At 72.7% G+C, this 12,634-nt stretch carries 9 protein-coding genes; 6 read left to right on the top strand and 3 right to left on the bottom strand.

Annotated elements, in window-relative coordinates:
* Positions 1–28 precede the first annotated feature (28 nt).
* Positions 29–1,357, top strand: coding sequence for a sensor histidine kinase (locus ACZ3IJ_RS18145; protein WP_467469298.1), 1,329 nt, complete (start codon positions 29–31; stop codon positions 1,355–1,357).
* Here the strand turns inward: ACZ3IJ_RS18145 and ACZ3IJ_RS18140 are convergent.
* Together ACZ3IJ_RS18140 and ACZ3IJ_RS18135 are read right to left on the bottom strand one after the other, a co-directional pair.
* Positions 1,354–1,845, bottom strand: a complete 492-nt coding sequence (locus tag ACZ3IJ_RS18140) for an SUKH-3 domain-containing protein (protein ID WP_467469296.1) — start codon at positions 1,843–1,845, stop codon at positions 1,354–1,356. The genes ACZ3IJ_RS18145 and ACZ3IJ_RS18140 overlap by 4 nt on opposite strands.
* A 10-nt stretch (positions 1,846–1,855) precedes the next feature.
* Positions 1,856–2,365: a YwqJ-related putative deaminase gene (locus ACZ3IJ_RS18135; protein WP_467469294.1), complete on the bottom strand. Its 510-nt coding sequence runs from the start codon at positions 2,363–2,365 to the stop codon at positions 1,856–1,858.
* A gap of 244 nt (positions 2,366–2,609) precedes the next feature.
* On the opposite strand from ACZ3IJ_RS18135, the gene ACZ3IJ_RS18130 reads away from it, so the two are divergent.
* The 3 genes from ACZ3IJ_RS18130 (at position 2,610) to ACZ3IJ_RS18120 (ending at position 7,354) form a co-directional block, all read left to right on the top strand.
* Positions 2,610–3,605, top strand: a complete 996-nt coding sequence (locus ACZ3IJ_RS18130; protein ID WP_467469292.1) for an SMI1/KNR4 family protein — start codon at positions 2,610–2,612, stop codon at positions 3,603–3,605.
* 7 nt (positions 3,606–3,612) lie between these two features.
* Positions 3,613–6,309: an SUKH-4 family immunity protein gene (locus tag ACZ3IJ_RS18125; protein ID WP_467469290.1), complete on the top strand. Its 2,697-nt coding sequence runs from the start codon at positions 3,613–3,615 to the stop codon at positions 6,307–6,309.
* A gap of 106 nt (positions 6,310–6,415) precedes the next feature.
* The gene (locus ACZ3IJ_RS18120; protein ID WP_467469288.1) at positions 6,416–7,354 is read left to right on the top strand and encodes a cellulose-binding protein; all 939 of its coding nucleotides are present in this window, start codon (positions 6,416–6,418) and stop codon (positions 7,352–7,354) included.
* Here the strand turns inward: ACZ3IJ_RS18120 and ACZ3IJ_RS18115 are convergent.
* A complete protein-coding gene (locus tag ACZ3IJ_RS18115) occupies positions 7,342–8,859 on the bottom strand; it encodes an MFS transporter (RefSeq protein WP_467469696.1) in 1,518 nt (505 codons plus the stop codon). The two genes, ACZ3IJ_RS18120 and ACZ3IJ_RS18115, sit on opposite strands and share 13 nt — an antisense overlap.
* A 350-nt stretch (positions 8,860–9,209) precedes the next feature.
* Here ACZ3IJ_RS18115 and ACZ3IJ_RS18110 point away from each other — a divergent pair, with 350 nt between their 5' ends.
* Positions 9,210–9,998 (top strand): ABC transporter ATP-binding protein, encoded by a 789-nt coding sequence (locus tag ACZ3IJ_RS18110; RefSeq protein ID WP_467469286.1) that lies wholly within the window; start codon positions 9,210–9,212, stop codon positions 9,996–9,998.
* Positions 9,995–12,568 carry an ABC transporter permease gene (locus tag ACZ3IJ_RS18105; RefSeq protein ID WP_467469283.1) on the top strand — a complete coding sequence of 858 codons (2,574 nt, stop codon included), beginning with the start codon at positions 9,995–9,997 and terminating at the stop codon, positions 12,566–12,568. The genes ACZ3IJ_RS18110 and ACZ3IJ_RS18105 overlap by 4 nt, the downstream gene beginning before the upstream one ends.
* The last annotated feature ends 66 nt before the right edge of the window (positions 12,569–12,634 follow it).

The following is a 12,634-nucleotide window of genomic DNA, read 5'->3' as shown; positions in this document are numbered from 1 at the left end:
ATTCGCCCCCGCCCGTACGCTGGAGGGCATGACCACGACGGGGGCACACCAGGACGCGACGGGCATGACGCCCCGCGGCCTGTGGTGGTGGGGGAGACGGCGCAGCGCGGTGCTCGACATCGGGCTGGCGGCGGTGTCCGCGCTGGAGTGCGGGCTCGAAGGTGTCGGCTTCGCCGACAAGGCGGGGCTGCCCGTGCCCGTGGGGGTGCTGTTCGGGCTGATGGTCGGTTCCGTGCTGCTCGTGCGGCGGCGGTGGCCGATCGTCGTGGTTCTCGTCTCGATCGCCGTGACGCCCGCTGAGATGGGCTATCTGATGGGGATCGTCGGGCTGTACTCGCTCGCCGCCTCCGAGGTGCCCCGGCGGATCACGGCCGCGCTGGCCGGTATGTCGACGGTCGCCGTCTTCGTCGTGACGATGGTGCGGGTCCGCCAGGACCTCGCGCAGGCCGACGCCGATCAGCCGGGTTCCGATCCCAGCAGCTGGTACGCGCCGGTTCTCGCGGTCTTCCTCACGTTGGGCCTCAACGCGCCTCCCCTTCTCTCCGGTCTCTATATAGGGGCCCGGCGGCGGCTCATGGAGAGTCTCCGGGAGCGTGCCGACAGTCTGGAGCAGGAGCTGTCGCTGCTGGCGGACCGGGCGGAGCAGCGGGCGCAGTGGGCGCGGCAGGAGGAGCGGACGCGGATCGCGCGGGAGATGCACGATGTGGTCGCGCATCGGGTGTCGTTGATGGTGGTGCACGCGGCGGCGTTGCAGGCGGTCGCGTTGAAGGATCCGCAGAAGGCGGTGAAGAACGCGGCGCTCGTGGGTGACATGGGTCGGCAGGCGCTGACGGAGTTGCGCGAGATGCTGGGTGTGCTGCGGGAGGACGCGGTGCCGGCCGTGGGGTCTTCGGATTCTCCGGTTCCGTTGGCGGCGGTGGGCCGGGCGGCGGCCGCGGCGGCGGAGGCGGCTTCGGAGGACGGGCCGTGTCTGGATGCGCTGGAGGATCTGGTCGAGCAGTCCCGGCAGGCGGGTGCGGTGGTCGAGCTGACGGTGCTCGGTGAGGTGCGCGCGTATGCGGCGGAGGTGGAGCGGACGGCGTACCGGGTGGTGCAGGAGGCGCTGACCAACGTGCACAAGCATGCGGCGGGGGCGAAGGTCGTGGTCCGGCTGGCGCATCGGGAGGCCGAGGTCGCGATGCAGGTGGAGAACGGTCCTTCGGACGCGGAGGCTGCGGATGCGCATCTTCCGAGTGGGGGGAACGGTCTGGTGGGCATGCGTGAGCGGGTGACGCGGCTGGGTGGTGTGTTCGTGTCGGGGCCGACGGATGCGGGTGGGTTCCGGGTGTCGGCGGTGTTGCCGCTGGGGGAGCGCTAGCCCGTGACGAGTCGTGTCGGTTGTACTCCGGTGATCAGCGCCGCCAGTGCCGCGTCGATGTCCTGGCCCAGGTACCAGTCGCCGGTGTGGTCCAGGCCGTAGACGCGGCCTTCCAGGTCTATGGCGAGGACCGCCTGCTGTTCGGTCTCTTCTCCGAGGGGGGAGATCTCCGTGTCGAGCGCGCGTCCGAGGTCTGCCAGGGTGCGGGCCAGGTGCAGGCCGGCGAGGGGGTCGAAGCGGAGGGTCGCGGGGGCGATCTGGCGGCCGGCGCCGGGGGCCGTGACGTGGAGGCCGCCGAATTCGGCCCATGCCTCGACGGCCGCGGGGAAGACGCTGTGCCGGTGGCCGCCGGGTGAGACGTGGGCGCGCAGGGCGTCGGCCCACTGTTCGGCGAGTTTGATGTCCCAGCGGCCCGGCTGCCATCCCGCCTCTCGGAGGGCGGCGTCGACGTTGACCGGGAACCGGGTGGTGCTCAGGTGGTCGGGCATGAAGGTGCGGTCAGCCGTTCTCGACAGTCGAGGTGGGGTCCACGGTGCGTACACCGAAGTGCGCGAGCATCGCCGTACAGGAGCGGCAGGGGGCGGCGTAGCTGCCGTGCAGCGGGTCGCCGTCCTCGCGGATGCGTCGAGCGGTCAGTTTGGCGTGCTTGAGCGAGCGGCGTGCTTCGCTGTGGGTGAGTGCTTTGCGCTGGGCGCGCTTGGAGCGGCTCGCGTCGGTGGCGGTGAGGTGGCGGGAGAGCAGGATCGCTTCGGGGCAGCGCCCGGTGAAGCGTTCGCGCTGTCCACTGGTGAGGGTGTCCAGGAAGTCCTGAACGAGTGGATGCAGGGTGGGCGGTCGGTCTCCGCGGCCCGCGGTGCAGGTGAGGGTTTCGCCACGTACGGAGAGCGCGGCGCCGACGGTGGGGAGGATGCCGTCCCTGCGGAAGCGCAGTAACGGGGCGTGGGAGGGCTCGGTGCTGCTCCAGTTGAGGCGTGGGTCACCCTGCGTGGGCGTCGGTGCTGCGTACATGGTGCGTGTCTTCCCCTCCTGCAATCCCCCGAGTTGCTGGAACAGAGTGCCAAATGGGACGCCTCATGTGGAAGCGGGGTACACAAACGGTGTGTCGGTGTGTCGTAACTATCGCCGGTGCGTCATCCGCTCGTGACAGTTGGTCACGGAGTGTGGTCGTGGCCGCATCGGGCCGGGTGGTGGGCTTGTGGCAGCGCATAGGCTGTGCGGAATCAGCCAGCAGCCAGCGCAGGGGGCAACCGCCATGACGACAGGTCGGCTCGGGAAGGCCGCACCGCCGAACGCGGCTTACGCCGGGCAGGTCGTGCACTTTCCGGACCCGGTCCGCGCCTCCCGGCACCCCAGAGGGGTGCGGGTGGACGAACACGGATATCCGGACTTCTCACCTTACGCCCGGGCGGCGGCGGAAATCGCCGATCCGCCCGAGGGTTTCGGTGTCGACGAGTTGCGGCTGACGGACTACGTGTCGGCGAACGCGGCGCTCGCGGCGACGGGGCACGAGCTGTGGGACACGATTCCGTCGGTGGCGACGCCGCACGGCTGGACCTGGCACCACGTGGCGGGCGGTCGGCGGATGGAGCTGGTCCCGGTCGAGGTGAAGGCGTTGCTGCGTCATCACGGTGGTGTCGCGACGGCTGCCGTCGATCACACGAAGCGGGGCACGCGTCCGCTGCAGGAGACCCGGCCGGCGCACTTCGGGGTGCCCAAGGGGCTGGTGTCGGTGACCGAGCAGCAGTTGCTCGGGGTGGAGGAGGATCTCGGGTACCGCCTGCCGGGCGCGTACCGCTCCTTCCTGAAGGCGGCGGGCGGTTGTGCGCCGGTGGGTGCGGCGCTGGACGCGGAGCTCGGTCTCCTGGTCGACCAGCCGTTCTTCACGGTGCGCGACGAGGCGGGCGTCAACGACCTCGTGTACGTGAACAAGTGTCTGCGTGACCATCTGACCAAGGACTATCTGGGCGTGGGTTTCGTCCAGGGCGGGATCCTGGCGGTGAAGGTGAAGGGCGACCGGGTCGGGACGGTGTGGTTCTGCGCCTACGACGACGCGCGGGACGCCGGTGAGGCGGCGGCCGGGTGGAGTGTGGGCGAGCGCGTGGAGCGGCTGTTGCTGCCGTGCGGTGAGGACTTCGACGTGTTCCTCCAGCGGTTGGCCGGCAATCCGCCGGAGTTGGAGACGGTGGCGAACCTGATGGTGGACGGCGGCTTCGCGCGCGCTGTGCCCGTGGTCCCGGTGGGGGAGTGAACTGGTTGTGGTGACGTTCGCGCAGGCGCAGGAGCGCGCCGAGGAATGGATCAACGGTGATGTGCCGGCGTACCAGCACCGGGAGGTGCGGGTGCGGGAGTTCGGGCTGGGCTTCGTCGTGTGGGCGGAGGACCGTGAGGAGGGTCCGACCTCCGACGGTGGTCTGCAGCGTCTGGTCATCGCCCGGGACAGCGGTGAGGCGACGTTGTGGCCGGGGCTGCCGGTGGGTGAGGTGATCCGGCGGTACGAGGAGGAGTACGGGTCCGTCGCCGACGAGGCGGGTGCCGCGGCGCCCGCGCCGCCGGAGCGGGTCGATCTGAACGCGACGTCGTTCCTGCTGACGCCGCCGGAGTGGCTGCAGGACGCGGCGGACAAGCTGGGTCTGCCGCCGAAGGGGCCGAATGCGTCGCAGGCGGGCGGGAGTTCGTCGACGCCGGAGGCGACGGGCGGTGGTGCGCCGCCGGTGGAGCCGGTGAGTGCGCCGTCTTCGGGTGTGCCGTCTTCGGGCGGGGCGCCTTCGGGAGTGCCGTCTTCGGGCGGGGCGCCTTCGGGCGTGCCGTCTTCGGGTGGGACGCCTTCGGGCGTGCCGTCTTCGGGCGGGGCGCCTTCGGGTGCGGCCGCCGATTCCGTGGGCGGTGCGGAGGGGCGGTCGGCCGACTACGAGCCGACGGCCTCGGAGGGCGTTCCGGCGGAGACGCCGTCGAGCAGCCCGTGGGCGGACGCCAACGCGAGTTCGGGCGGTGCGGACGGTTCGGTGCCGCTGCCCGCGACGGTCTTCGCGCCGCCGCTGTCGGGCGCGGACGACGACGACACGCCGCTTCCCGTGGTGGGTGCGGACGCTCCGACGGCCCTGATGTCGGGCGGCAGTGCGCTTCCTCCGACGGCGATCGCCCGGGCGCTCGACCCGAGCGCCCCTCCGCCGCCCGGTGCCGACGACCCGTTCGCGCCGCGCGGCCCGGCGTCGAGCGGCGGCCCGAGCGGTACGGGTGCGCCGGCCGGCGGGCCCGCCGGTCCGCCGCCCGGTGCTCCGGGGGCTCCCGGAGCGTCCGGTGCCACGCCTCCGCCGGGCGTGCCCGGCGCCCCCACGCCTCCGCCCGCGCCGCGTGCTCCGGGGGCCGGGGACATCGCGGACGCCGCGACCAGCAAGGCCGCGCTGCCTCCGCGGGCCGGACGCGGGGGTGGTGGGAATCCCCCTCCGCCGCCGCAGGCGCCGGGGGTTCCCGGTGCGCCCGCCGGGGGGTACGTGGCGACGCAGCTCGTGTCGCAGCTCGGGCCCGACGGGCCGCAGCCGCCCGGGCCGCCCGGGCCTCCCGGTCCGCCGACGCCTCCGCAGCCCGTGCACCATGCCGCGACGATGCTGGCGCACCCGAACCAGGGCGGGCCCGGTGCTCCGGTGCCTCCGCCCGCGCCGCCGGGTGCGCCCGGTGTGCCCGGTGGGTCCGACGGTGCCGGTGCGGGTGTCGCGCACGCGGCGACGATGCTGGCCCACCCCGGGCCGGGCGGCATCGCCCCGCCCGGGCCTCCCGGTGCGCCCGGTGCCCCCGTGGCTCCGCCCGGGCCTCCTGGTGCCCCCGGAGCCCCGGGTGCTCCCGGGACCCCGCCCGGCGGGGTGCACCACGCGGCGACGATGCTGGCGCAGCCCGGTCCGGGTGGTCCGCCCGCTCCGCCGATGCCGCCGCCGTCGGTGCAGGGCGCTCCGCCGGCGTACGGGTACCCGCAGCAGCCGGCCGGTCAGCCGACCGTCGGCCCCGGCTACCAGGCGGTGCTGCGCTACCGTGCGCCGGACGGTTCCGAGGCGCAGATCATCCGGCGGTCCGCCCCCGGCACTCCGCACCCGGAGTGGCAGATCCTGCACGAGCTGCGCGCCATGAACGTGCCGCCGCAGCAGGTGCTCGAACTGCACACGGAGCTGGAGTCCTGTGAGCTGCCGGGCGGTTACTGCGCGCGGATGATCCGGGAGACCTGGCCGCAGGCGCGGATCACCAACATCGCGCCGTACGGCCGGGATCACGCGGGCCGTCAGCAGGGCATGCGGCAACTCCTGACCCATCAGGGTGAGTTGCATCAGGTCGCGGACGGCCCGGCGCGCCCCGCGCCGGTGCGTGCTCCGCTGCCGCCGGTGCAGCCGGCTCCGCCGATCCCCCCGGACGGGATCGCGCAGGAGATGGCGGGTGCCTTCGGGCCCGGTATCTGCCGGTTCGACCAGCGGGCGGTGTCCCGGCAGGGTGTGCCGGAGGTCGTCGCGCTGACCCTCGTATGGGCGGGTCTGCCGGCCGACTTCGGTCCGTTCTTCTGGGCGCAGCCGGCGCAGCCGGTGGTGCCGACGCTGGCGGAGCTCGCGGCGCAGCGCCAGGTCCAGCCGGCGTCGGACGCGGGCTCGTACCTGGTGGTCGGCTCGGACTTCGGGCGGGCGATCTGTGTCCAGTACGGGACCGCGCACATCGTCGCCGTGCCGGTCGAGGCCGGTCCGGGCGGTGCGCCGGTGGCGCCGCAGTTCGTGAACAGCGGGCTGCCGGAGTTCGCCCGTTCGATGGCGCTGCTGGGCCGGATGTGGCGTCTGCGGTTCGGGCTCAACCCCGAGCAGGCGGGTCGTTGGACGGTCGACTTCCAGGCGCAGCTGGCGATGCTGGACCCGGCGGCGCTGGCGTCGCCGGAGAACTGGTGGTCGGTGCTCCTGGAGCAGATGTGGGACGGCCTGCTCTAGGCCGCGTGTGACCGAAGGCGTCCGACGTGTACGACACGTCGGACGCCTTTTGTCGTGTCTGATGGCGCATCCTGGCTTTTGAGCCGTTATGGAAGGAGCGTCAGGGATGAGTTTCGCCGTCGTCGCACGAGGGCGCGGATACCGCCCGCGACAGGTCGACCGTCACCTCGCCGCGCTCTCCGGCGAACGCGACGCCGGATGGGAGCGTGCGGCCCGGCTGACGGTCCTCGCCAGGGAGATGGAGGAGGAGGCGGTCCGGCTGCGGGCGGAGGTCGACGCGCTGGCACCGCAGCGGTTCGAGTCGCTGGGCGGGCGGGCGCGGGAGATCCTGGAGCTCGCGGAGGCGGCGGACGAGAGTCTCGTACGCGAGGCCGAGGCGGAGGCGCAGGCCCTGGCGGAGGAGGCCGAGGAGGCGGCGCGTACGGCGACCGAGTCGGCCCGGGAGTACGCGGACGCGCTGCTCGCGGAGGCGGAGACCGCGGCCGCCGAGACGCTGGCGGAGGCGGTCGCGGAGGCCGAGGCGCTGCGGTCGGCCGCGCGCGAGGAGGCGGCTGCGCGCCGGGCGGCCGCGCGGGCGGTGTTCGACGACACGGCGCGCAGGACGGCGGCGCTGCTGGAGGCCCAGCGCGTGGAGCAGGCCGGGGTACGGGAGGGGGCCGAGCGGACGGCGGTGTCCCGGGTGGCCGAGCTGGACGCCCGGCACGAGGAGCTGGTGGTGGCCGCGCGGTCGCGGGTGGCCGAGGCCGAACGTGAGCTGGCGCGGGCGCAGGAGGAGGCCCGGCACGGCCAGGAGGACGCGGAGGCGCGGGCGGCGGAGCTCCTGGTGGAGGCGGGGACGCGGCGGGAGCGGGTGGAGCGGGAGACGGAGCGCGTGGTGCGGGAGCACGAGGAGGCGCGTGAGGAGATCCACGCCCACATGGAGCACATCCGTGCCGCGCTCGCCTCGCTCACGGGCCGGGGTGCCGTCGAGGACGACGGCGAGGACGACGGCGGGGACGGTGACGGTGACGAGGAGGGCGCCGACGGCGGGGATCAGGCCGACTGACCGCGGTCCTGGTGCTCCGTCAGGACCGGGAAGCGGCGCGGGGCCAGGGTGAGCAGGACGAGCAGGGCGAGCGCGGCGGCGCCCGCCGCGCCCAGGTAGACGTAGTCGACGGCCGCGTCGACCGCGCGGCGCAGGGTGTCGTCGGCGTGGTCCAGGGCGTACGCGAGGCTGTCCAGGTCGGTGCCGGTGCCCAGGCGGGAGGCGAGGACGCCGTTGGCGATCGCGCCGAAGAGGGCCGCGCCGACGCTCTGGCCGACCTGGCGGCAGAAGAGGACCGAGGCGGTCGTCGTGCCGCGTTCCTCGTACGGGACGGTCGACTGGACGCCGACGATCAGCGGGAGCTGGAAGAGGCCGAGCGCACCGCCGAGGAGGAGCATCAGCAGGGCGGGCTGCCAGGGCTCTCCGGGGAAGGGGAGGAAGGGGAAGGCGAGCAGCACGAGCAGGGCGAGGGTGATGCCGACGACGGCGGTGAGGCGGAAGCCGATGCGGTTGTAGACCCGGTTGGAGAGGGCGGCGGTCACCGGCCAGCTGAGGGTCATCGCGGAGAGGACGAAGCCGGCGGCGATCGGGCCGAGGCCGAGGACGGACTGGGCGTAGGTGGGCAGGAAGACCGTCGGGGCGACCATGAGCAGGCCGAGCGCGCCGAGGGCGAGGTTGACCGCGGAGATCGTGCGGCGTCGCCAGATCCAGCCGGGGATGATCGGGTCGGCGGCCCGGCGTTCGACGAGGACGGTGACTCCGGCGAGGGCGAGCGCGCCCGTGAAGAGGCCGAGGGAGGGCGCGGAGAGCCAGGGCCAGGCGACGCCGCCCTGGACGAGGGCGGTGAGCAGAAGGGTCCCCGTCGCGAAGATGGTGAGCGCACCGGCCCAGTCGACCGACACCTTCCGCGTGACCGGCCCCTCGCCGCGCGCCGTACGCCCTGCCCCCGCCGGCCCCGTCCGTACCGTCCCCTCCGCCGGTGTCGTTGCCTCCGCCCGCGCCGTGCGTTCCGGTTCGACCAGGTACCGGGCCACGAGCCAGAGCGCCACCAGGCCGACCGGCAGGTTGATGAGGAAGATCCAGCGCCAGTCCGCGTATCCGGCGAGGAGCCCGCCGGCCGCCGGGCCGGCGACCGAGGCAGTCGCCCAGACCGACGAGAGCTTCGCCTGGATCTTCGGGCGCTCCTTCAGCGGGTAGAGGTCCGCCGCGATCGTCTGGATGGTGCCCTGGAGCGCGCCGCCGCCGAGGCCCTGCACGACGCGGAAGGCGATGAGTGAGCCCATGTTCCAGGCGGCCGCGCACAGCAGGGAGCCGATGAGGAAGAGAATCGTTCCGGCGATGAGGACCGGCTTGCGGCCGAAGGTGTCGCAGAGCTTTCCGTACACCGGCAGGGTGACCGTGACGGCGAGCAGATAGCCGGAGAACAGCCAGGAGAAGACGGACAGGCCGCCGAGGTCGCCGACGATCTGCGGTACGGCGGTCGAGACGACCGTGCCGTCGAGCGCGGCGAGCGCCATGCCGAGCATCAGGGCGGCGACGACCGGGCCCCGCCCGCGCGGAGTCGTCGCCGATGCCGCCGCCTGCCGCGTCGTCGTCCGTGACACCCCGGCCCCCTCCGTCTGATGGGTCGTACATCTAGTTACGTCGGCCTAGCCTCCCACTCGAACCTCGGGTGGAGAACCCCTAGGGGTCTCTCCCCCATAGAGGGCAGGGGCCGTTCGTTCCGGCGGAGGACGAGGAGCGACCCCCTCCGTCCTTAACTTGGTCTTACGGAAAACCCCAGGGCGAAGAGTGCGCCCAGCACCAGTGATCCGCCGCCCTCCTTCTCGCAGACTCGGACACGAGTCGGATCCGTACCAGACATAGGAGACATACCGTGACTTCGGCTGTGACCATCCCCCAGCACGGGGAGACCGCAGGGGGTACGGCCGTCGCCGCGCGGGCGCGGCAGGTCGTCAAGGCGTACGGAGCCGGCGAGACCCGGGTCGTCGCGCTCGACCACGTCGACGTGGACATCGCCCGTGGGCAGTTCACCGCGATCATGGGCCCCTCGGGCTCCGGCAAGTCGACGCTGATGCACTGCCTCGCCGGGCTCGACACCGTCACCAGCGGCCAGATCTTCCTGGACGACACCGAGGTCACCGGCCTGAAGGACAAGCGTCTGACGCGGCTGCGGCGCGACCGGATCGGCTTCATCTTCCAGGCGTTCAACCTGCTGCCGACGCTCAACGCGCTGGAGAACATCACGCTGCCGATGGACATCGCCGGCCGCAAGGCGGACCGGCAGTGGCTCGACCGGGTCGTGTCGACCGTCGGTCTCGCCGACCGTCTCGGGCACCGGCCCACGCAGCTCTCCGGCGGTCAGCAGCAGCGCGTCGCCGTGGCCCGGGCACTGGCCGCCCGGCCCGAGATCATCTTCGGCGACGAGCCGACCGGAAACCTCGACTCCCGCGCCGGCGCCGAAGTCCTCGGCTTCCTGCGGCAGTCCGTGGACGAGCTCGGCCAGACCATCGTGATGGTCACCCACGACCCGGTCGCCGCCAGCTACGCCGACCGCGTCCTCTACCTGGCGGACGGCCGGATCGTCGACGAGATGTTCCGGCCCACCGCCGACGCCGTCCTCGACCGCATGAAGGACTTCGACGCGCGCGGGCGGACGTCATGACCGTCCTCAAGACCTCCCTGCGCAACTTCTTCGCGCACAAGGGCCGCATGGCGCTCTCCGCCGTCGCCGTCCTGCTCTCCGTGGCGTTCGTGAGCGGCACCCTCGTCTTCACGGACACCATGAACACCACCTTCGACAAGCTCTTCGCCTCGACCGCCTCCGACGTCACGCTCAGCCCGAAGGACGCGGCGGTCGACGACGAGACCCCGCAGTCCGGCCGCCCCGAGACCCTGCCCGCCTCGCTCGTGGAGCAGGTCCGCAAGGCCGAGGGCGTCAAGGCCGCCCAGGGCTCGGTCATCTCCCTGAGCGTGACCGTCGTCGACTCCGACGACGAGAACGTCGGCCCCACCAGCGGCGCCCCGACGATCGCCGCCAACTGGAGCGCCAACGAGCTCCGTTCGGTGGACATCGCCTCCGGCCACGAGCCGCGCGGCCCCACCGAGGTGATGGTCGACGCCGGCACCGCCGAGAAGCACGGGCTGAAGATCGGCGACGAACTGCGCACCATCGCCGTCACCGGCGACTTCAAGGCGAAGGTCTCCGGCATCGTCGAGTTCAAGGTCACCAACCCCGGTGCCACCGTCGTCTACTTCGACACCGCCACCGCGCAGCGCGAACTCCTCGGCGAGGAAGGCCTGTTCACCCAGATCACGGCCGACGCCGTGCCCGGGGTGAGCGACGAGAAGCTGAAGGGCGCCATCGCCGCGGCGGTCGGCAGCGGCTACACGCTGCAGACCGCGGCCGAGGTCGCCGACGCGGGCCGCGAGGACGTCGCCGGGTTCCTCGACGTCATGAAGTACGCGATGCTCGGCTTCGCCGGAATCGCCTTCCTCGTCGGCATCTTCCTCATCGTCAACACCTTCTCCATGCTGGTCGCCCAGCGCACCCGGGAGATCGGCCTCATGCGGGCCATCGGCTCCAGCCGCAAGCAGGTGAACCGTTCCGTCCTCGTCGAGGCGGTCCTCCTCGGTGTCGTCGGCTCGATCGCCGGTGTCGCGGCCGGCGTCGGACTCGCCGTCGGCCTGATGGAGCTCATGTCCTCCATGGGCATGGAGCTGTCCACCGAGGACCTGACCGTGAAGTGGACGACGCCCGCCGTCGGCCTCCTGCTCGGCGTCGTCGTCACCGTCCTCGCCGCCTACATCCCGGCCCGCCGGGCCGGCAAGGTCTCCCCGATGGCGGCCCTGCGCGACGCCGGCACCCCGGCCGACGGCAAGGCCGGCGTGATCCGGGGCGGGCTCGGCCTGCTCCTCACGCTCGGCGGCGGTGCGGCACTGTGGACCGCTACGCAGGCGGAGAAGGCCTCCGCAGGCTCCCTCTGGCTCGGCCTCGGCATCCTCCTCTCCCTCATCGGCTTCGTCGTCGTCGGACCGCTGCTCGCGGGCGGGGTCGTGAAGGCCCTCGGTGTGGTCGTCCTCAGGGTCTTCGGTCCGGTCGGGCGGATGGCGGAGCGCAACGCGCTGCGCAACCCGCGCCGTACGGGAGCGACCGGCGCCGCCCTGATGATCGGGCTCGCCCTGGTGGCCTGTCTGTCGGTGGTCGGCTCGTCGATGGTCGCCTCGGCGACCGAGGAGCTGGACCGCTCGGTCGGCGCGGACTTCATCGTGCAGTCCACCAACGGGCAGCCGATCATGCCGCAGGCGCAGGCGGCCCTGGAGAAGACGCCGGGCCTCACCCACGTGACCGAGTACCGGTGGGTCGAGGCGAAGATCACCGACCCGGCGGGCAAGCCGGTGGACAAGGGGCTCGTCGCCGCGGAGCCGTCGTACGCGCGGGACCTGCGCCGCGACACGACGGCGGGCGAGCTGACCGCCGCGTACGGGGCGGACGCGATGTCGGTCGGCAGCGACTACGCCACGGAGCACGGGGTGAAGGTCGGCGACGTGCTGACCGTCGCCTTCAAGGGCGGCGACAGCGCGAAGCTGAAGGTCGCGGCGATCACCTCGGACGAGAACAACGTCGACAAGGGCGTGATGTACACCAACATCACCACCATGGAGCGGTACCTGCCGGCCGCCAAGCAGCCGCGGAGCATGATCATGTTCGCGACGGCGGTGGACGGCAAGGAGACGGAGGCGTACGCGGCCCTCAAGGACTCGCTCGCCGCCTACCCGCAGTACAAGGTGCAGAACCAGGCCGACTACAAGCAGGACCTGAGGGACCAGGTCGGCCAGCTGCTCAACATCGTGTACGGCCTGCTGGCGCTCGCGATCATCGTCGCCGTGCTCGGTGTGGTGAACACGCTCGCGCTGTCGGTGGTGGAGAGGACCCGGGAGATCGGCCTGATGCGGGCGATCGGCCTCTCGCGCCGCCAGCTGCGCCGCATGATCCGCCTGGAGTCGGTGGTCATCGCCCTCTTCGGCGCCCTGCTCGGCCTCGCCCTGGGCATGGGCTGGGGCACGGCGGCCCAGAAGCTGCTGGCCCTGGAGGGCCTCGGCGTCCTGGAGATCCCGTGGCCGACGATCCTGACGGTCTTCGTCGGCTCGGCGTTCGTGGGTCTGTTCGCGGCCCTGGTCCCGGCGTTCCGCGCCGGCCGGATGAACGTCCTGAACGCGATCGCCAGCGAGTAGTCCCGAGGGCGCCACGGGGGTGCTCCCACGGGCTGCCCGGCCCCCGGCGGACACGGTCCGCCGGGG

The organism is Streptomyces sp. NPDC013317 (assembly GCF_055563155.1).
The sequence above is the reverse complement of the archived record's forward strand: the minus strand, read 5'-3'. Positions and strand labels throughout refer to the sequence as shown.